Here is an 18,553-nt window from a genome sequence, read left to right as displayed (position 1 = left end):
AAACCATGACGCGCGACGGCCGGCCACGGCCGCCGCGCGGGAACCTGCCGGCTCGCGGCCGCGAGCCATTACAATCGCGGCCATGAATACTCCGAACTCCGCATCTTCTCCGTCCGCGGCGGCGCTGCCGCGCATCGCCGTACTCGCCACCGGCGGCACGATCGCCGGCGCCGCGCCCGACGCGGCCAGCACGGCCGGCTATCAGGCCGGCGCGCTCGGCGTCAATTTTCTGGTCGACGCCGTGCCGGCGCTCGCATCGGTCGCACGCATCGACGCCGAGCAGGTCGCCAGCATCGACAGCAAGGATCTCGCGCTGCCGCTGTGGAACACGCTCGCCGCGCGGATCGACGCGCTGATGGCCGATCCGGCCATCGACGGCATCGTGATCACCCACGGCACCGATACGCTCGAGGAAACCGCGTATGCTCTGCATCTGGTCGTCCGGGGCGACAAGCCCGTCGTGCTGACGGCCGCGATGCGGCCGGCAACCGCGCTGTCGTCCGACGGCCCGCTGAACCTGTTGAACGCGGTGACGGTGGCCGCCCATCCGGCCGCGCGCGGGCAGGGCGTGCTGGTCGCGTTCAACAACCGGATCCATGGCGCGCGCGAGGTCGTGAAGACGAGCACGTACGCGGTCGACGCGTTCCAGTCGCCGGAGCTCGGTGCGCTCGGCTGGGTGCAGGACGGCCGCGTCGAATTCGCCCGCCGCGTCACGCGCACGCGCGACGCGCAACTGGCGATCGCGGCGACCTGGCCGCCGGTCGAAGTCGTCGCGAGCTATGCGGGCGTGACGCGCACGGCCGTCGACGCGCTCGTCGCGGCCGGCGTGCGCGGCCTCGTCGTCGCGGGCACCGGCAACGGGTCGATCCATGCGACGCTGCAGGCGGCACTCGCCGAGGCGGCGAGCGCGGGCGTGGCCGTGGTCCGTGCGTCGCGCGTCGGGTCGGGGCACGTGATGCGCAACGGCGCCGCGAGCGACGATGCGCTCGGTTTCGTGAGCGCGGGCTCGCTGCACCCGTTCAAGGCGCGCGTGCTGCTGATGCTCGCGCTCGCGAACGGCATTCACGATCGCGACGCACTGCAACGCGCATTCGACACGCTGTGACCGATGGCCGCCGCTCGGGCGGCGCGTAGAGCATAAAAAAATGGCAGGCCAATGGCCTGCCATTTTTGCGTCAGTGCTGCGCGAATGCTCAGGACTGCGGCGGAATCACGAGCTTCTGGCCCGGGTAGATCCGGTCCGGGCTCGACAGCATCGGCTTGTTCGCCTCGAAGATCACCGGATACTTGTTCGCGTCGCCGTACACTTCCTTGGCGATCGCCGACAGCGTGTCGCCCGGCTTCACGTCGTGGTACTGCACTTCCGGATCGTCCGGCTGCAGATCGTCGTCGTTGACGCCCGCGACACCCTGCACGTTGCCGGCCGCGACCTTGACCTTCGCCTTGGTGTCGAGATCGGCGACGCTGCCCGACAGCGTGACGGTGCGCGATGCGCCGTCGAACGCGACGGTCAGGTTCGACGTGTCGAGCCCTTGCGAGTTGATGTAATGCTTGATCGCATCGGCCGCGGTCTGGTTCGCGGCATTCGGATCTTCCGCTGCCTGTGCATCGGCGTGACCCAGCAGTTTTTCACCCGCCTCCTTGATAAACGAAAGAAGACCCATCGTTGCACTCCTTAGGTGGTTGAAAAGAAAACGCGCCGTGAAGTGGCGAAAAAAACACCGCGCTGGGTGCGGGCCCCGGAAGGGGCGCGCGGGCGCGGCGGTTTTCTCGAAAGGCGTGGCGAAAGTGTAGGCGTTCGACGCGACGAATGCATGAAAAATCGCTCGCTCGAACGTAAAGAAATGTAATACGCGAAATCCGACAGGCGGACACCCGACGACGACGTCTGACCGACCAAGGCTTCCCCGGCGCCGCCGGGTGCCGCTGCGGACCCCACCACGCCGCTCTCAGCCCAGAGCGGCGTTTTTTCGCCCCGTCGCGCACGCGTTTTTGCGATGCGCGGCGGGGCGCCCCACCGTGATGCGCGCGTGCATCGCGCATCGATGCGACCGGCCGCGGCCGGCTCGCGTGTGTTCGTCGCGCGCGTTTGCCGTTGCAGCGAAACGCGCGCTGTTGCATCCGCGTTACGCGGCCGGCGTCTGGCCGATCTCGAAGTTCGACATGATCTCGAGTGCGCGCACGAGGGCCGAGTGATCCCATGCCTTGCCGCCGTGCGAGGCGCACACGCTGAACAACTGCTGCGCGCTCGCGGTGTGCGGCAGCGCGAGGCCGAGCTTGCGTGCGCCGTCGAGCGCGAGGTTCAGGTCCTTCTGGTGCAGCTCGATGCGGAAGCCCGGATCGAACGTGCGCTTGGTCATCCGCGCGCCGTGCACTTCGAGGATGCGCGACGCGGCGAAGCCGCCCATCAGCGCCTGGCGCACGCGCTCCGGATCGGCGCCCGAGCGGGCGGCGAACAGCAGCGCTTCGCCAACGGCTTCGATGTTCAGCGCGACGATGATCTGGTTCGCGACCTTGCAGGTCTGGCCCGCGCCATTGTCGCCGACGAGCGTGATGTTCTTGCCCATCTTCTCGAACAGTGGCTTCGCGCGCTCGAACGCCTTTTCCGGGCCGCCGACCATGATCGTCAGCGTCGCTTCGCGTGCGCCCACTTCGCCGCCGGACACCGGCGCGTCGAGGTAGTCGCAGCCGAGCGCGTTGATCTGCTTCGCGAATGCCTGCGTGTCGAGCGGCGAGATCGAGCTCATGTCGATCACGAGCTTGCCGGCTGTCAGGCCCTTCGCGACGCCGTCGTCGGCGAACAGCACGTTACGCACGTCGGGCGTGTCCGGCACCATCGAGATGATGATGTCCGCGTGCTGCGCGACTTCGGTCGAGTTCGCGACGACCTTCGCGCTCGCGCGCAGATCGTCCGGCACCGGGAACGCGCCGTTCACGACGAGCTGATGATCGCCCTTGAGCAGGTTGCGCGCCATGTGCGCGCCCATGATGCCGAGGCCGATGAAACCGATGGTTGCCATGTGAAAGTCTCCTGTGGGGCTGAAAACGGGAAGGGCGCGACTCAGGCGGCGCGACGCGCCGAGGCCGGTGCGCAGCCGGCCACGCTTTGCAGCCAGCCGAGGCCTTCCGTCGTGGTGGTGCGGGGCTTGTATTCGCAGCCGACGTAGCCGGCATAGCCGAGCCGGTCGAGCAGCGCGAACAGGAACGCATAGTTGATCTCGCCGGTGCCCGGCTCGTTGCGGCCCGGGTTGTCCGCGAGCTGGACGTGGCCGATCGACGCGAGGTTGCGTTCGATCGTCGCGGCCAGTTCGCCTTCCATGCGTTGCATGTGATAGATGTCGTACTGCAGGAACAGGTTGTCCGAGCCGACCGCGCGGATCACGTCGAGGCCTTCCGACGAGCGGTTCAGCGCGAAGCCCGGGATGTCGAAGCGGTTGCACGGTTCGACGAGCAGGCGGATGCCTTCGCGCTTGAGCGCATCGGCGGCGAAGCGCAGGTTGTCGACGATCGTCACGAACGTCTTGTCGCGCGCGGTGCTCGCCGACGGGATGCCGACGAGGCAGTTCAGTTGCGGCGCCTTCAGCGCCTTCGCATACTCGATCGCACGGCCGACGCCTTCCTGGAACTCGCCGACGCGATCGGGCAGGCACGCGATGCCGCGCTCGCCCTGATCCCAGTTGCCGGCGGGCAGGTTGTGCAGCACGAGGCGCAGGCGGTGCGTCTCGAGCCGTTCGGCGAGTTCCTCTTTCGTGTACGGGTACGGGAACAGGAATTCGACGGCGTCGAAGCCCGCGTCCGCGGCCGCCTTGAAGCGGTCGAGGAACGGCACTTCGTTGAACAGCATGGTCAGGTTTGCAGCAAACTTCGGCATGAGCTAAGCCTCTTCGGTCGGTCAGTCAAAAAATGGCGTGCGGTTCAGTCGAGCGTCGAGATCGCGGTCGGTGCGTGCTCGGCCTTTTCGGCGAGATCCTCGAATTCGTTGATCGCGTCGATTTCGGTGCCCATCGAGATGTTCGTCACGCGCTCGAGGATCACCTCGACGACCACCGGCACGCTGAATTCTTCCGCGAGCGTTTGCGCCTGGCGCAGCGCCGGTTCGATCTCTTCCGGCTTGAACACGCGCAGCGCCTTGCAGCCGAGGCCTTCGGCCACCGCCACGTGGTCGACGCCATACCCGTTCAGCTCCGGCGCGTTCACGTTGTCGAACGCGAGCTGCACGCAGTAGTCCATGTCGAACGCGCGCTGCGCCTGGCGGATCAGCCCGAGGTACGAGTTGTTCACGACGACGTGCACGTACGGCAGCTTGAATTGCGCGCCGGCGGCGAGCTCCTCGATCATGAACTGGAAGTCGTAGTCGCCGGACAGCGCGACGATCGGGCGGCTCGGGTCGGCCGCGCGCACGCCGAGCGCGGCGGGGATCGTCCAGCCGAGGGGGCCCGCCTGGCCGCAGTTGATCCAGTTGCGCGCCTTGAACACGTGCAGGAACTGCGCGGCGGCGATCTGCGACAGGCCGATCGTGCTGACGTAGCAGGTATCGCGGCCGAACACCTTGTTCATCTCCTCGTACACGCGCTGCGGCTTGACCGGCACGTTGTCGAAGTGCGTCTTGCGCTGCAGCGTGCGCTTGCGTGCCTGGCAGTCGGCGACCCACGCGCTGCGATCCTTCAGCTTGCCGGTGGCCTTCCATTCCTGCGCGACCGCGACGAACAGCTCGAGGGCGGCCTTCGCGTCGGACACGATGCCGAGATCCGGGCCGAACACGCGGCCGATCTGCGTCGGCTCGATGTCGACGTGCACGAACTTGCGGCCCTTCGTGTAGACCTCGACGCTGCCCGTGTGGCGGTTCGCCCAGCGGTTGCCGATGCCGAGCACGAAGTCGGATGCGAGCATCGTCGCGTTGCCGTAGCGGTGCGACGTCTGCAGGCCGACCATGCCGGCCATCAGCGGGTGGTCGTCGGCAATCGCGCCCCACGACATCAGCGTCGGGATGACCGGCACGCCGACCGTTTCCGCGAACTGCACGAGCAGGTCCTCGGCCGCCGCGTTGAGCACGCCGCCGCCCGACACGATCAACGGCTTGTCCGCGTCGTTGAGCATCGCGAGCGCCTTCTCGATCTGCGCGCGGGTGGCCGCGGGCTTGTAGACCGGCAGCGGTTCGTACGTGTCGATGTCGAATTCGATTTCGGCGAGCTGCACGTCGATCGGCAGGTCGACCAGCACCGGGCCCGGACGGCCCGAGCGCATCAGGTGAAACGCCTGCTGGAACACGCGCGGCACGAGCGCCGGTTCGCGCACGGTGACGGCCCACTTCGTGACCGGCTTCGCGATCGATTCGATGTCGACGGCCTGGAAGTCTTCCTTGTAGAGACGTGCGCGCGGCGCCTGGCCCGTGATCGCGAGGATCGGAATCGAGTCGGCGGACGCGGAGTAGAGGCCGGTGATCATGTCGGTACCGGCGGGGCCCGACGTGCCGATGCACACGCCGATGTTGCCCGGCGCCGCCCGCGTGAAGCCTTCGGCCATGTGCGATGCGCCTTCGACGTGGCGCGCCAGCACGTGGCTGATGCCGCCCGAATTGCGCATGGCCGAGTAGAACGGGTTGATCGCGGCGCCCGGCACGCCGAACGCGGTCTGGATGCCTTCCTTCTCCAGCACGAGTACGGCAGCGTCGACGGCTCTCATCTTGGCCATGAATGTCTCCTTGAATGGTGGAATCTTGCGAATCGATCTGTTGAGGACACTTTAGGGATGCAGGAAAGGTTTGATAAGATCAGCCGAAGTCGCTTATTTCGAAACTAAAAGTATGGAATGACGGCCGGACGGGGCTTCCCGCCGGTGCCGGAGCCGGATGGAGACAGCAGATGGATCGTTTCAAGCAGATCGAGACGTTCGTGCGGGTGGCCGATGCAGGCAGCCTCGCGGCGGCGGCGCTCGAGGAGGGTGTGTCGCCGGTGGTGCTCGGGCGGCGCATCGACGCGCTGGAGAAGCGCCTCGGCGTGAAGCTGATGTACCGCTCGACGCGGCGGCTGGTGGTCAGCGAGGAGGGCGCCGCGTTTCTCGAGCGTTGCCGCGGGCTGCTGTCCGAATGGGATCAGGCCGAGAACGAGCTGGCCGCCGGGCGGCGCGCGGTCAGCGGGCACCTGATCGTGTCGGCGCCGGCCGCGTTCGGGCGCAAGCACGTCGCGCCGCACGCGCCTGGCTTCCTGGCCGACAAGCCGGAGATGCAGCTGTCGTTCAACCTGACCGACCGCGTCGTCGACCTGGTGCGCGAAGGCTACGACCTGTCGATCCGGATCGGCGGCGCGGTCGATCCGAACTTCGTCGCGGTGAAGCTCGCGTCGAACCGGCGCGTCGTGTGCGGCACGCCCGACTATTTCCGTCAGCACGGCCGCCCGAAGTCGCTCGACGACCTGCTCAAGCACAACTGTCTCGCGTTCAACCTGCAGGGCGGGCAGAACCGCGGCTGGTATTTCCAGCGCCACGGCAAGATCGCGACGATGCGCGTGACCGGCAATCTCGACTGCAACGACGGCGAGCTGCTGCACCGCTGGGTGGCCGAAGGGCTCGGGCTCGGCTGGCGCTCGACGTGGGAAATCGCCGCGCAGCTCGAGACGGGCGAACTCGAGACCGTGCTCGACGACTACGCGCTGCCCGACTACGACATCCTCGCGGTCTACCCGCAGCAGCGCTACGTGCCGGCGCGCGTGCGCTACTTCATCGACTACCTGCGCGAAGCGTACGCGCGCCCCGGCTACTGGAGCACCACGCCGTAACGGGCGGCCCGCCCGGCCGCCCGGCGATTTTTTACGCTTCATGCACGCGGCGCGGGAATAAACTCGACGCAGCAGCGGTAAGGTCATCGAGCGCGCACGTTGCCGGTCTGTCCGGGCGCCGTGCGCGGAACGGGCGCGGCGTCGGCCGCCGGGACCAGGGAGGCCATGTGGGGCAAGCCGGACAGGCGGTCGATGAACGGGCGGCGGACGATGCGCTCGCGCGCGGCGAGCGGTTTCGCGCGCTCGTGCTGCCGCATCTCGACGCCGCTTACAACCTCGCGCGCTGGCTGAGCGGCAGCGCCGGCGACGCGGACGACGTCGTGCAAGACGCGTGCATGCGCGCGCTGCGCTTCGTCGATTCGTGTCGCGGCGACAACGCGCGGCCGTGGCTGCTGATGATCGTGCGCCACACCTGGTACACCGAATGGCGGCGGCGCACGCATGCGCACGAGGTCGCGCTGCCCGACACGCTCGACGACGCCGACGTGCCCGACGACTGGCAGCCGGCGACGGAGGACCCGCTCGCGCACCTGCTGCGCGGCGAGAACGTGCGGCTCGTGAACGCGGCGCTCGCGAAGCTGCCGACCGAATACCGCGAGGTGCTCGTGCTGCGCGAAATGGAAGACCTGAGCTACCGCGAGATCGCGGCGATCGCGGACGTGCCGGTCGGCACGGTGATGTCGCGGCTCGCACGCGGCCGGCGCAAGCTCGCCGCGCTGCTGGGCGGCGAGCCGGCGCCGACGACCGAAGGCCGGCCGGGCCGTGCGTCGGCGGGCGGAACCGCATCGGAGGCGATCGATGGACTGTAACGAAGCGCGAGCGTTGCTGGACGCGGACGTCGACCGCGAGCTGTCGGCGCCCGATGCGTTGCGGGTCCAGCAGCATGTCGAAGGGTGCGAGGCGTGCCGGCGCGAACGCGCGCGGATCGTCACGCTGGTGCAGGCGGTGCGGCAGGCCGATTATCACCGCGCGCCGGACGCACTGCGGGCGAGCATTCTCGCGAGCCTGCCGGCAGCGGTCGCGCCTGTTCACGAACCGTCGCGATCCGAGCCGCGGCCCGAGCCCCCGTCGCCGCGGCGGCCGCCGCCCGGACGCGAATGGTTCTCGTGGCTGGCCGGGCGGGGCGGGCCGGCACGACCGGGCCCGGTCGGCGCCGGCCCGCGCGTGGCCGCGTGGCCGGGCCTCGGCTGGGGCGTCGCGTTGCTGATGGCGGTCGCGGCGGCGGGCGGCATGGCGTGGTCCGCCCGCCACGCGGACACCGACCGAACGGTCGACGAACTGGTCGCAAGCCACGTGCGGGCCGACCTGTCGGCGCGCGACATCGACGTGATCTCGACCGACCAGCACACGGTCAAGCCGTGGTTCAACGGCCGGCTCGATTACGCGCCGCCGGTCGAGGATCTCGCCAAGGACGGTTTCGCACTGGTCGGCGGCCGGCTCGATTACGTCGGGCGGCGCCGTGTCGCGGTGCTCGTCTATCGCCACCGGCAGCACGTGGTCGACGTCTACGTGCAGCCGGCGGGCGAACGGCCGGCGGCCCCTTACGCGACCGTGTCGCAGGGCTATGCGCTGGATCGCTGGAACGCGGCCGGCATGACGTGGTGGGCCGTGACCGACGCCGAGCCGTCGGCGCTCGCGGCGTTCCGCACGGCGCTCGATGCGCGGCTTGCCGGCGCGCCTGACGAATGACCGTGGCGGCGGCGGGCGGGCGCATTGACGTTCCGACCCCGGCCCTCGCGAGGCCGTGCCATCGCCGCTTGCCGGGGCAATACCTGCTCAAGTCTTTGAAAACACGGCCGAATCCGGTGGCGAATCGTCGATTGGCCTTGCATGTGCCCCGTAACCGGGTTAAAATCTTCGGCTTCTCACTTGCCACACCGGTTCAGACGCCCGGGTGGCTTTAATCCACAAGGAGTGTGTAATGCGTCATTACGAAATCGTATTCATCGTGCACCCGGATCAAAGCGAGCAGGTGCCCGCGATGATCGAGCGCTACAAGTCCACGATCACGTCGCACGGCGGCCAGATCCACCGTGTCGAAGACTGGGGCCGTCGCCAGCTGGCCTACATGATCGAGAAACTCGCGAAGGCTCACTACGTCTGCATGAACATCGAGTGCGACCAGACGACGCTCGACGAACTCGAACACGCGTTCAAGTTCAACGACGCCGTGCTGCGTCACCTCATCGTCAAGATGAAGAAGGCCGAAACCGGCCCGTCGCCGATGATGAAGGAAGTTCAGCGCGAAGAAGCCAAGAAGGCGGCTGCTGCTCAGCCGGCCGAAGCGCAGGCTTAAGTTCGTCACTTATTAAGCCATCAAGGAGCGCGCCACTCACGTGAACAGGTTGCAATTGACGGCGAGCGTCGTCGAACGCGCACCGGTGCGATATACGCCGGCTGGTGTTCCGATCGCAAGCGCCACGTTGCATCACCGCACGGAAGTCGTCGAAGCAGGCATTCCCCGTCAGGTCGAAATGACGATCGAGGCGGTGGCGGCCGGTGAGGCGAGCGGCAAGCTGGAAAGTCGTGAAATGGGCGTCGAAACGCTGTTCACGGGCTTCCTGGCCAAGAAAAGCCGCAACGCGAGAACCTTGGTGTTTCACATCACTGCATTGCAGGACACAGGAAAGGACTGAAATCATGGCCCGCCCGACTGGTAAGAAATTCGACAAGCGTCGTCAGCAACAAAACCCGCTCTTCAAGCGCAAGAAGTTCTGCCGTTTCACGGCTGCCGGCGTCGAGCAGATCGACTACAAGGACACGGAAACGCTGAAGGACTTCATCGGCGAAAACGGCAAGATCACGCCGGCTCGCCTGACGGGTACGAAGGCGCACTATCAGCGTCAGCTGGATACGGCGATCAAGCGTGCGCGTTTCCTCGCGCTGCTGCCGTACACCGATCAGCACAAGGCGTAATCAGGCGACGCAATAAGGAGAATTCGAATGCAAATCATTCTGTTGGAAAAAGTCGCCAATCTGGGCAACCTCGGCGACATCGTCAAGGTCAAGGACGGTTACGCCCGCAACTTCCTGATCCCGAACCGCAAGGCTCGCCGTGCAACGAAGGAAGCGATCGCCGAATTCGAAGTGCGCCGCGCTGAACTCGAAAAGATCGCCGCTGAAAAGCTGGCGGCATCGCAGGCGGTCGGCGAGAAGCTGAACGGCCAGTCGTTCGAAATCACGCAGAAGTCGGGCGTCGACGGCCGTCTGTTCGGCTCGGTCACGAACGGCGACGTCGCGGAACTGCTGAAGAAGGCAGGCTACGAAGTCGAGAAGCTGCAAGTGCGCATGCCGGAAGGCCCGCTGAAGATGATCGGCGAGCACAACGTGCAAGTCGCGCTGCACACGGACGTCGTCGTCGACGTCACGATCAACGTGATCGGCGACCACGCGTAAGCGCAGACGCAAGCTTGCCGGGCGGCTTCCGCCGTCCGGACAAGGGCAGGCGCCCGGGTAACCGGGGCCTGCCTTTTTTGTTGCCCGCTCGCCGGCAAGCGGTGGTAGCGCTGCCGCCATCTATTCGCGATAATCCCAACCCATGAACGCGCCGCAAGATCCCCAAATCGAATCGCTGAAAGTCCCGCCGCATTCGGTGGAAGCCGAGCAGTCGGTGCTCGGCGGCCTGTTGCTCGACAACGCGGCATGGGACCGGATTGCCGATTTCCTGTCGCAGGGCGACTTCTACCGCTACGACCACCGGATCATCTACGAGCACATCGGCCGCCTGATCGCGTCGACGCGCCCGGCCGACGTCGTGACCGTGTACGAAGCGCTGACCACGTCCGGCAAGGCCGACGACGTCGGCGGGCTCGCGTACTTGAACGCGCTCGCGCAGAACACGCCGAGCGCGGCGAACATCCGCCGCTACGCGGAAATCGTGCGCGACCGCGCGGTGCTGCGCCGGCTGGTGTCGGTCGCCGACGAGATCTCGGCCGACGCCTTCAATCCGCAGGGCAAGGAAGTCCGCCAGCTGCTCGACGAAGCCGAATCGAAGGTGTTCTCGATCGCCGAAGAGGGCGCGCGCGGCAACCAGGGCTTCCTCGAGATCGGCCCGCTGCTCACGCAGGTGGTCGAGCGCATCGACACGCTGTATCACACCGCGAACCCGAGCGACGTCACCGGCACGCCGACCGGCTTCGTCGACCTCGACCGGATGACGTCGGGGATGCATGGCGGCGAGCTGATCATCGTGGCCGGAAGACCGTCGATGGGTAAGACGGCCTTCTCGATGAACATCGGCGAATACGTCGCGGTCGAGTACGGGTTGCCGGTCGCGGTGTTCTCGATGGAAATGCCGGGCACCCAGCTCGTGATGCGTATGCTCGGCTCGATCGGCCGGCTCGACCAGCACCGGATGCGTACCGGCCGCCTGACCGACGAGGACTGGCCGAAACTGACGCACGCGGTGCAGAAGATGAGCGAGGCGCAGCTGTTCATCGACGAGACGGGCGGGTTGAACCCGATGGAACTGCGCTCGCGCGCGCGGCGCCTGGCGCGGCAGTGCGGCAAGCTCGGCCTGATCATCGTCGACTACCTGCAACTGATGTCGGGTTCGTCGCAGGGCGAGAACCGCGCGACCGAAATTTCGGAAATATCGCGATCGCTGAAGAGTCTCGCGAAGGAACTCGACGTGCCGGTGATCGCGCTGTCGCAGCTGAACCGCGGCCTCGAACAGCGCCCGAACAAGCGTCCGGTGATGTCGGATTTGCGCGAATCGGGCGCAATCGAACAGGATGCGGACGTGATCCTGTTCATTTATCGCGATGAGGTCTACAATCCGGACAGCCCTGACAAGGGGACGGCCGAAATCATCATCGGCAAGCAGCGTAACGGCCCGATCGGGCCCGTTCGGCTCACGTTCCTGGGGCAATACACGAAGTTCGACAATTTTGCCGGGGCGCAAACTTTCTACGGCGAGTAACGCCGGTTGTAAACATCTATTTCGCCAATTGTTGTATCCCATCCCGGCGTGCGCATATGCGCACGTCGCGTCGCGACCGAAACCGGTACAATGTCGCCCGTTTTCGTGACAGTAGTTTGACAATCTCTCAGGAATCCCATGTTCGGTCGATTCATGCCCACCGAGGGCAAGTTCTTTGAACTCTTCAACGCGCACGCGAAGCACATCGTTTCCGGTGGCCGCGAGCTCGAACTGCTGATCGACAATCTCGCCGACGCCGAGATTCACAAGCAAAACGTGCAAATCGCCGAGAAGGCCGCCGACAAGCTCACGCACGAGGCGATCGATCTGCTGCACAAGACCTTCATCACGCCGCTCGATCGCGACGAGATCCACAAGCTGATCACGACGATGGACGACATCCTCGACCTGATGGAAGACGTCGCGACGGCCGTGTCGCTGTACGACGTGCAGTCCGTCACGTCGGAGGCGAGCCAGCTCGCGCACATCGTCACGCAGTCGGCGCAACACGTGCAGCAGGCCGTCGGCCTGCTGTCCGACATGAAGCAGTCGGCGCAGATCCTCAAGCAGTGCGAGGAAATCGACCGCTGGGAGTCGGAGGCCGACCGCGTGCTGCGCTCGGCCATGTCGAAGCTGTTCCGCGAGGAAGACGACGTGAAGACGCTCATCAAGCTGAAGGCGATCTACGAGCTGCTCGAGGAGATCACCGACAAGTGCGAGGACGTCGCGAACATCATCGAAGGCATCGTGCTGGAAAACGCCTGAGCGGACCACGATGCATTCGATACAACTCGCCCTATGGATGGTCGCGACGCTGGTGCTCGTCGCGCTCGTATTCGACTTCATGAACGGCTTTCACGACGCGGCGAACTCGATCGCCACCGTCGTGTCGACCGGGGTGCTGAAGCCCCAGCAGGCCGTGGTGTTCGCGGCCGCGTTCAACGTGATCGCGTACTTCATCTTCCACCTGAAAGTCGCGCAGACCGTCGGTAAAGGCACGATCGATCCCGAGATCGTCGACCATTACGTCGTGTTCGGCGCGCTGGTCGGTGCGATCGGCTGGAACGTGATTACCTGGTACTACGGGATTCCGTCGAGCTCGTCGCACGCACTGATCGGCGGCCTCGTCGGCGCGGCGCTCGCGAAGTCCGGCTGGGGTGCGCTGAACGTCGACGGTCTGTTGAAGACGATCGCGTTCATCTTCATTTCGCCGCTGCTCGGTTTCATCCTCGGTTCGCTGTTCATGCTCGGCGTGTCGTGGCTGTATTTCCGTACCGCGCCCAGCAAGGTCGACCGGCGCTTCCGCCGGCTGCAGCTGCTGTCGGCCGGCCTGTACAGCCTGGGCCATGGCGGCAACGACGCACAGAAGACGATCGGTATCATCTGGATGCTGCTGATCGCGAGCGGCTACGCGTCGGCCACCGCCGATGCGCCGCCGGCATGGGTGATCGGCGCATGCTACCTGTCGATGGGCCTCGGCACGCTGTTCGGCGGCTGGCGCATCGTGCGCACGATGGGCCAGAAGATCACGAAGCTCAAGCCGGTTGGCGGCTTCTGCGCGGAAAGCGGCGGTGCGATCACGCTGTTCGTCGCGTCGTTCCTCGGCATTCCGGTGTCGACCACGCACACAATTACCGGCGCGATCGTCGGGGTCGGCGCGACGCAGAAGTTGTCGGCCGTGCGCTGGGGCGTCGCCGGCAACATCGTGTGGGCGTGGGTGCTGACGCTGCCGGCGGCCGCGCTGTTCGCGGCCGGCGGGTGGTGGCTCGGGCATCAGATCTTCTGAGCGCCGACGCTGCCGGATCGACCTGAAATGCGCCGCAAGCCGAAAGGCTGCGGCGCATTTTCTTTGGGGGCGGCGCCGAGATGGAGGGGGGGATGCCGCCAACGTCGCGGCGGTTGGGGTTCGGGCAACCGCTCAGTAACTGCCGTTCGCGAACCGCGCGATTGGATCGTCAGCCGTACTCGTACGCGGGCTGACGGGCGCGGATTGCGTCGACGCACGCCACACCTGAACGGGCGTGGGCTCGATACTGCGTGGGGGCGCCGACGCGGCAGCGGGCGGCGGTTCGGCATCGAACGCGGCGGCCTGGGCGGCCGTCAGCGCGGTCGTCGGAATCTGCGTGCCGACTTCCGCCGGCGCGGCCGGTGCGGCATTGGCCGTCATCGCGGTCGCGTCGTCATTTGCCGACGTGGCCTGCTGCTGGGCCGTCCGCATCCGCGGTGGCGGCGGTTCGTACGGATCGGCGGTCTGGGCTGCCGGGGCAGTTGCGGCAGCCGTCACGACGGGCGTGCTCGGCGCGAATGCCTGCGCCTGCGTCGCTCTCGCTTGCGACGGCACGGTCGCCGACTGTCGCGGCGTGGCCGCGGCCGTCACGACCACCGGAGCGGCCGCGACCGCCGGCGCATTGCGCGGCGCGTCGCGCTTGGCCTCGTAGGTCGGTGCATCGAACGGCGTCGGGGCCGAGCGCGGCGGCGCGACGCGGCGAATGCCGTCGAATCGCTTGGCCCAGTACGGGTTCGTCAGATAGTCGAGCCGCACGGTGCCGCCTGTCGACGGCGCGTTGACGAAGCGCAGCTTGCCGACATAGATACCGACGTGCGAATGCGGCCGCCCGGTCGTATTGAAGAAAATCAGGTCGCCCGGCGCGATCTCGTCGGGTTCGACCGACACGCCGCGGCCGCTCATGTCGGCGGTCGTGCGCGGCAGGTTCACGTCGGCCGCGCGTCCGATCACGTAGCGCACGAGCCCGCTGCAGTCGAAGCCGCTCGTCGGCGTGTTGCCGCCCCAGCGATACGGGACGCCGACGAGGCTCATCGCCTGGATCGAGATTTCTTCCTGACCGACGCTGTGGTCGACGAATTTCGGGAAATTGGCGGGCGCCGGGAACGCACGCGGCGTCGTGATCTTCATGCCCGACGCGGAACGCGATGCCGACTGCGGCGGCACGCTGGAACAGGCCGCAAGCAGGGAGACGACGGCGACGGGAACCCAGATTCGAAGCATGGCAAGGCGGGCGAGCGCGACGCGCTCGCGAATCGTATGACAACAGACAGACCCGATGGTAGACGCTCCGGCGGGGCTTAAGCAACCATTCTTGAGAATTTACTTGAAGTTTCGCGCGTAAACGGGGTTGTTGCGTGACGAAGTGTTACCTCGGTATTCGACCCCAAATAAAAACGGCGCTCCGAAAATGGAGCGCCGCGTGGCGTCGAAAGCCGGCCGATCGGCCGGCGGGCGCGTTACAGAATGTCCGACGCGTAGTCGGCGAGCCGCGAGCGTTCGCCGCGTGCGAGGGTCACGTGGCCGCTATGGCCCCAGCCCTTGAAGCGGTCGACGACGTAGGTCAGGCCCGAGCTGCCTTCGGTCAGATAAGGCGTGTCGATCTGCGCGATGTTGCCGAGGCACACGATCTTCGTGCCGGGGCCCGCGCGCGTGACGAGCGTCTTCATCTGCTTCGGCGTCAGGTTCTGCGCCTCGTCGATGATCAGATACTTGTCGACGAACGTGCGGCCGCGCATGAAGTTCATGCTCTTCACCTTCAGACGCGAGCGGATCAGCTCCTGCGTCGCGGCACGGCCCCATTCGCCGGCCGCGTCGTCGGTCTTCTGCAGCACTTCGAGGTTGTCGTCGAATGCGCCCATCCACGGCTGCATCTTCTCTTCCTCGGTGCCGGGCAGGAAACCGATGTCCTCGCCGACGGGCACGGTCGCGCGCGTCACGATGATCTCGTTGTAGCGCTTGTCGTCGAGCACCTGGGCGAGGCCGGCCGCGAGCGCGACGAGCGTCTTGCCGGTGCCGGCCTGGCCGAGCAGCGTGACGAAGTCGATCTCGGGGTTCATCAGCAGGTTCAGCGCGAAATTCTGCTCGCGATTGCGCGCGGTGATGCCCCACACGTTGTTCTTGTGGTGGCTGTAGTCGCGCAGCGTCTGCAACAGCGCCGTCTTGCCGTTCAACTCGCGGACGATCGCATGGAACGTCGGTTCGCCGTTCTGCGGCTCGAGATAGACGAACTCGTTGACGAGCATCGACGCGACGAGCGGGCCGGTCACGCGGTAGTACGTGGTGCCCGTCTTCGTGTCCTGCCAGCTCTCCATGCCCTTCGCATGCCTGGTCCAGAAATCCTGCGGCAGTTCGCGCACGCCGTTGTACAGGAGATCCGAATCCTCGAGCACCTGGTCGTTGAAGTAGTCCTCCGCGGGCAGGCCGAGTGCGTGCGCCTTGATCCGCATGTTGATGTCTTTCGACACCAGCACGACCTGACGGTCGGGCCGGTCGCGCTGCAGCGCGCGCACGACGCCGAGGATCTGGTTGTCGGCCTTGCCTTCGGGCAGGCCTTCGACGGGCGCGATGTCGGCGAGCTTCGTCTGGAAGTACAGGCGGCCGAGCGCGTCGCGGCTGCCGAGGCGCGACAGCGGAATACCGCCCGTGATCGGGCCGCCGTCGGCGACGAGCGCGTCGAGCGTGCGGCTGACCTGGCGGGCGTTGCGCGCGACTTCGGACATCCCCTTCTTGTGGTTGTCGAGTTCCTCGAGCGTCATCATCGGCAGATAGACGTCGTGTTCCTCGAAGCGGAAGAGGCTGCTCGGGTCGTGCATCAGCACGTTGGTGTCGAGCACGAACAGTTTCTGCTGTTCGGTTTCGGCGGGCTTGCGGCTGCGCGACTTCGTCGCGGCGCCGGCATCGCGCGCGGGCGCGGCGGCCGGTTTGCCGGCGGCCGGCTTGTCGTTGCGTGCGACGACCGGCGCCGCGGTTTCGGCGGGCGCCTGCAGCGGCTGCAGCAGCGCGGCCGTTTGTTTGGTCTTGCGGCCGCGCGCGGGTGTGCTCGCGGCGTCGGGCGCCGAAGACGCGACGGCGCGCAGCGGCGCGGCCGTGTTCGCGGCTTCGATCATCGGTTGGGCCACGCTGGCCGGACCATAGTCACCGGCTGTGGATGCGTCCCCTTCGGCGGATTTCTTCGCGGCTTTCGCGGGCCGCGCTTTCGCCTTGTATTCGTCGGGCGGCAGCAGGCTGCCGAGCTTGCTGGGGGGAGTAGGCAAAGGCATGGTGTCCCTCGGGAGGAATCGTGTCGCATGGCGTGCGCCGCTGATCGCATCCTGCGTGACGTAGACGCATGCAGTTTGCGCGCGGTGGCGCACAGGAATTTCGTCTAGCCGGTTCGCCTAAGTGTCGATCAGCTCCTCGATGCGGTAAAGGCCGGACCGGGGAGGGCCGGCGCGCGTTCCATAAAAAAAGCCGCTGCCCCGTCGACAGGGACATGCGGCTCGGCTGATGCCGTCGTGATGCGCGTCAGGTGCCGGGAGACAATGCAACGGGCACCGGCGCAGCTACGAGAAATATGGGGCGAACGGGCATTCATTGCGGCCCAATATAACGCGCCTCAAAGCGCTTGTACAGCCTTTAGCACGTCGTCCACGTGACCCGGTACCTTGATGCCGCGCCATGCCTGGCGGAGCACGCCGTCGGCGTCGAGCAGGAACGTCGAGCGCTCGATTCCGCGTACTTCCTTGCCATACATTTTCTTCATCTTGATGACATCGAACAACGCGCACAGCGCTTCGTCGGCATCGGAGATCAGCGGGAACGGCAGCTCGAGCTTGGCCTTGAAATTGTCGTGCGAGCGCAGGCTGTCGCGCGACACGCCGATGACTTCCGCGCCGGCTTTCTTGAACTTCGGATAGAGATCGCGGAACTGCAGCCCTTCGGTCGTGCAGCCGGGCGTGTTGTCCTTCGGATAGAAGTACAGCACGAGCTTCTTGCCCTTCAGGCCGGACAGCGAAATGTCGCCGCCCGTGGCCGGTGCGGTGAAATCGGGAACTTGACGGTCAACTTCGACGGACACGTGTTTCTCCTGTTGTTATGGAATGGCGCCGCTGCGGCGGCGCGGTTCGGCGGGGCGTCGCGGCAGCGCGCCGCAAGGGCGGAGCGGCGACGCCGGCTCGCGCGCGGACTCAGTCGGGCTGGACGACCAGTTCGCCGGAGCGACCGGGGATTTCGCCCCACGCGACAGGGTACGATGGCAGCGAGCCGCGGTCCAGCGTCGCGTGGTAGTCGCCCATCGTCGCGAACGTATGGCCTTGCGCGCGCCAGCCGGCGAGCAGTTGCTCGAACACGGGCGCGAGCTTCTGGCCTTCCAGCTCCGCATGCAGCGTGAACACCTGGTCGTGCGGATTGGTTTCGGTGAACTGGAGGATGTGCGCGGCGACGTTGTGCGTGTCGATGCCGTCGACGCCGAGCACTTCGTCGAGCGTCGGCAGCGTGGTCGGCATCTGCACGTGCGACAGCGTGCGGCCGCCGACGACGGGCAGGTACGGCGAATGGCCGCGACCGTCGGACGCGTAGCGCATCCCCCATGCGTCGATCTGCTCGAACGCGGCGTCGTTCATCTGCCAGCCGGCCGCGCCGTGCGTGACGGGCGGCGCGCCGAAGATCTCGACGAAGCGCGCGTGACTCTTCTGCATTTCACGCGCGGTCCAGTCGCGATCGCGTGCGCGCACGTTGTCCTGCCAGACCACGTGATCCCACGTGTGGATCCCGCATTCGAAGCCGGCCTCGTGAATCGCGCGCATGTCGGCGATCGCGCGGCGGCCGATGTCGGGGCCGGGCAGCAGCACGCCGTACATCAGCTGCTTCACGCCGTAGTGTTCGACCACCGACGTGCGCGACACCTTCTTCAGGAAGCCCGGGCGGAACACGCGTCGCAGCGCCCAGCCCGTGTGATCGGGCCCGAGACTGAAGAGGAAAGTCGCGCGCGCGTTGAAGCGGTCGAAGATGCGCGCGAGGTTCGGCACGCCTTCGCGCGTGCCGCGCAGCGTGTCGACGTCGATCTTGAGGACGATGCGAGCCAAGCGAACGTCC

At 66.5% G+C, this 18,553-nt stretch carries 19 protein-coding genes and 1 pseudogene; 12 read left to right on the top strand and 8 right to left on the bottom strand.

The features are described 5' to 3' along the window. Positions 1 to 82: 82 nt before the first annotated feature. Positions 83 to 1,105: an asparaginase gene (locus tag QZM72_RS19955; RefSeq protein WP_301739008.1), complete on the top strand. Its 1,023-nt coding sequence runs from the start codon at positions 83 to 85 to the stop codon at positions 1,103 to 1,105. 88 nt (positions 1,106 to 1,193) lie between these two features. Here the strand turns inward: QZM72_RS19955 and lysM are convergent, their stop codons facing one another. The 4 genes from lysM to gcl form a co-directional block, all read right to left on the bottom strand. Further along, positions 1,194 to 1,664 (bottom strand): peptidoglycan-binding protein LysM, encoded by a 471-nt coding sequence (lysM, locus tag QZM72_RS19950; protein ID WP_089467972.1) that lies wholly within the window; start codon positions 1,662 to 1,664, stop codon positions 1,194 to 1,196. Between the two features lie 462 nt (positions 1,665 to 2,126). Beyond that, a complete protein-coding gene (locus QZM72_RS19945) occupies positions 2,127 to 3,020 on the bottom strand; it encodes a 2-hydroxy-3-oxopropionate reductase (RefSeq protein WP_027813618.1) in 894 nt (297 codons plus the stop codon). A 41-nt stretch (positions 3,021 to 3,061) separates the two neighbouring features. After that, complete coding sequence (gene hyi, locus QZM72_RS19940) at positions 3,062 to 3,871, bottom strand: hydroxypyruvate isomerase (RefSeq protein WP_301739007.1); 810 nt, start codon at positions 3,869 to 3,871, stop codon at positions 3,062 to 3,064. 44 nt (positions 3,872 to 3,915) lie between these two features. Further along, the gene (gene gcl, locus QZM72_RS19935; RefSeq protein ID WP_301739006.1) at positions 3,916 to 5,691 is read right to left on the bottom strand and encodes a glyoxylate carboligase; all 1,776 of its coding nucleotides are present in this window, start codon (positions 5,689 to 5,691) and stop codon (positions 3,916 to 3,918) included. A 170-nt stretch (positions 5,692 to 5,861) separates the two neighbouring features. Here gcl and QZM72_RS19930 point away from each other — a divergent pair, with 170 nt between their 5' ends. The 10 genes from QZM72_RS19930 to QZM72_RS19885 all read left to right on the top strand — a co-directional run bounded on the left by QZM72_RS19930 (position 5,862) and on the right by QZM72_RS19885 (position 13,480). Further along, on the top strand, positions 5,862 to 6,773 hold the full coding sequence (locus tag QZM72_RS19930; protein WP_089467618.1) for a LysR family transcriptional regulator: 912 nt from the start codon (positions 5,862 to 5,864) through the stop codon (positions 6,771 to 6,773). Between the two features lie 167 nt (positions 6,774 to 6,940). After that, positions 6,941 to 7,582: an RNA polymerase sigma factor gene (locus QZM72_RS19925; protein WP_301739005.1), complete on the top strand. Its 642-nt coding sequence runs from the start codon at positions 6,941 to 6,943 to the stop codon at positions 7,580 to 7,582. After that, positions 7,572 to 8,462, top strand: coding sequence for an anti-sigma factor (locus tag QZM72_RS19920; protein WP_301739004.1), 891 nt, complete (start codon positions 7,572 to 7,574; stop codon positions 8,460 to 8,462). The genes QZM72_RS19925 and QZM72_RS19920 overlap by 11 nt, the downstream gene beginning before the upstream one ends. Before the next feature lie 232 nt (positions 8,463 to 8,694). After that, positions 8,695 to 9,069: a 30S ribosomal protein S6 gene (rpsF, locus tag QZM72_RS19915; protein ID WP_006486255.1), complete on the top strand. Its 375-nt coding sequence runs from the start codon at positions 8,695 to 8,697 to the stop codon at positions 9,067 to 9,069. Between the two features lie 40 nt (positions 9,070 to 9,109). Then, positions 9,110 to 9,409, top strand: a complete 300-nt coding sequence (gene priB / locus QZM72_RS19910) for a primosomal replication protein N (RefSeq protein ID WP_011549649.1) — start codon at positions 9,110 to 9,112, stop codon at positions 9,407 to 9,409. 4 nt (positions 9,410 to 9,413) lie between these two features. Next, complete coding sequence (rpsR, locus tag QZM72_RS19905) at positions 9,414 to 9,689, top strand: 30S ribosomal protein S18 (protein WP_004193360.1); 276 nt, start codon at positions 9,414 to 9,416, stop codon at positions 9,687 to 9,689. 27 nt (positions 9,690 to 9,716) lie between these two features. Continuing rightward, complete coding sequence (rplI, locus tag QZM72_RS19900) at positions 9,717 to 10,169, top strand: 50S ribosomal protein L9 (protein ID WP_006486256.1); 453 nt, start codon at positions 9,717 to 9,719, stop codon at positions 10,167 to 10,169. A 142-nt stretch (positions 10,170 to 10,311) separates the two neighbouring features. Beyond that, complete coding sequence (locus QZM72_RS19895) at positions 10,312 to 11,694, top strand: replicative DNA helicase (protein WP_006486249.1); 1,383 nt, start codon at positions 10,312 to 10,314, stop codon at positions 11,692 to 11,694. Between the two features lie 138 nt (positions 11,695 to 11,832). Beyond that, positions 11,833 to 12,459 (top strand): DUF47 domain-containing protein, encoded by a 627-nt coding sequence (locus tag QZM72_RS19890; RefSeq protein ID WP_089467615.1) that lies wholly within the window; start codon positions 11,833 to 11,835, stop codon positions 12,457 to 12,459. A 10-nt stretch (positions 12,460 to 12,469) separates the two neighbouring features. Further along, the gene (locus QZM72_RS19885) at positions 12,470 to 13,480 is read left to right on the top strand and encodes an inorganic phosphate transporter (RefSeq protein WP_050013240.1); all 1,011 of its coding nucleotides are present in this window, start codon (positions 12,470 to 12,472) and stop codon (positions 13,478 to 13,480) included. Positions 13,481 to 13,612: 132 nt separating this feature from the next. Here QZM72_RS19885 and QZM72_RS19880 read toward each other — a convergent pair whose 3' ends face one another. Both QZM72_RS19880 and QZM72_RS19875 read right to left on the bottom strand, forming a co-directional pair. Next, positions 13,613 to 14,701, bottom strand: coding sequence for a C40 family peptidase (locus QZM72_RS19880; protein WP_301739003.1), 1,089 nt, complete (start codon positions 14,699 to 14,701; stop codon positions 13,613 to 13,615). A 236-nt stretch (positions 14,702 to 14,937) separates the two neighbouring features. Next, positions 14,938 to 16,740 carry a PhoH family protein gene (locus QZM72_RS19875; protein WP_301739002.1) on the bottom strand — a complete coding sequence of 601 codons (1,803 nt, stop codon included), beginning with the start codon at positions 16,738 to 16,740 and terminating at the stop codon, positions 14,938 to 14,940. On the opposite strand from QZM72_RS19875, the pseudogene QZM72_RS19870 reads away from it, so the two are divergent. Beyond that, positions 16,636 to 16,862: pseudogene (locus tag QZM72_RS19870) on the top strand (hypothetical protein); the annotation flags it as partial. The gene QZM72_RS19875 and the pseudogene QZM72_RS19870 sit on opposite strands and share 105 nt — an antisense overlap. A 213-nt stretch (positions 16,863 to 17,075) precedes the next feature. On the opposite strand, the gene QZM72_RS19865 reads toward QZM72_RS19870, so the two are convergent. Next, positions 17,076 to 17,537: a peroxiredoxin gene (locus tag QZM72_RS19865; RefSeq protein WP_089467611.1), complete on the bottom strand. Its 462-nt coding sequence runs from the start codon at positions 17,535 to 17,537 to the stop codon at positions 17,076 to 17,078. Between the two features lie 109 nt (positions 17,538 to 17,646). Further along, positions 17,647 to 18,543: a polysaccharide deacetylase family protein gene (locus tag QZM72_RS19860; protein ID WP_301739001.1), complete on the bottom strand. Its 897-nt coding sequence runs from the start codon at positions 18,541 to 18,543 to the stop codon at positions 17,647 to 17,649. Positions 18,544 to 18,553 lie beyond the last annotated feature (10 nt).

The organism is Burkholderia sp. AU45388, from assembly GCF_030481585.1.
Classification (GTDB): domain Bacteria; phylum Pseudomonadota; class Gammaproteobacteria; order Burkholderiales; family Burkholderiaceae; genus Burkholderia; species Burkholderia sola.
This window is presented reverse-complemented; position numbering and strand designations above follow the sequence as displayed.

What these genes read in the sequence shown, in the direction of transcription:
- QZM72_RS19955 (WP_301739008.1), top strand. Translation starts at nt 83, where the DNA reads ATGAATACTCCGAACTCCGCATCTTCTCCGTCCGCGGCGGCGCTGCCG.
- lysM (WP_089467972.1), bottom strand. Translation starts at nt 1,664, where the DNA reads ATGGGTCTTCTTTCGTTTATCAAGGAGGCGGGTGAAAAACTGCTGGGT.
- QZM72_RS19945 (WP_027813618.1), bottom strand. Translation starts at nt 3,020, where the DNA reads ATGGCAACCATCGGTTTCATCGGCCTCGGCATCATGGGCGCGCACATG.
- hyi (WP_301739007.1), bottom strand. Translation starts at nt 3,871, where the DNA reads ATGCCGAAGTTTGCTGCAAACCTGACCATGCTGTTCAACGAAGTGCCG.
- gcl (WP_301739006.1), bottom strand. Translation starts at nt 5,691, where the DNA reads ATGGCCAAGATGAGAGCCGTCGACGCTGCCGTACTCGTGCTGGAGAAG.
- QZM72_RS19930 (WP_089467618.1), top strand. Translation starts at nt 5,862, where the DNA reads ATGGATCGTTTCAAGCAGATCGAGACGTTCGTGCGGGTGGCCGATGCA.
- QZM72_RS19920 (WP_301739004.1), top strand. Translation starts at nt 7,572, where the DNA reads ATGGACTGTAACGAAGCGCGAGCGTTGCTGGACGCGGACGTCGACCGC.
- rpsF (WP_006486255.1), top strand. Translation starts at nt 8,695, where the DNA reads ATGCGTCATTACGAAATCGTATTCATCGTGCACCCGGATCAAAGCGAG.
- rpsR (WP_004193360.1), top strand. Translation starts at nt 9,414, where the DNA reads ATGGCCCGCCCGACTGGTAAGAAATTCGACAAGCGTCGTCAGCAACAA.
- rplI (WP_006486256.1), top strand. Translation starts at nt 9,717, where the DNA reads ATGCAAATCATTCTGTTGGAAAAAGTCGCCAATCTGGGCAACCTCGGC.
- QZM72_RS19895 (WP_006486249.1), top strand. Translation starts at nt 10,312, where the DNA reads ATGAACGCGCCGCAAGATCCCCAAATCGAATCGCTGAAAGTCCCGCCG.
- QZM72_RS19890 (WP_089467615.1), top strand. Translation starts at nt 11,833, where the DNA reads ATGTTCGGTCGATTCATGCCCACCGAGGGCAAGTTCTTTGAACTCTTC.
- QZM72_RS19885 (WP_050013240.1), top strand. Translation starts at nt 12,470, where the DNA reads ATGCATTCGATACAACTCGCCCTATGGATGGTCGCGACGCTGGTGCTC.
- QZM72_RS19880 (WP_301739003.1), bottom strand. Translation starts at nt 14,701, where the DNA reads ATGCTTCGAATCTGGGTTCCCGTCGCCGTCGTCTCCCTGCTTGCGGCC.
- QZM72_RS19875 (WP_301739002.1), bottom strand. Translation starts at nt 16,740, where the DNA reads ATGCCTTTGCCTACTCCCCCCAGCAAGCTCGGCAGCCTGCTGCCGCCC.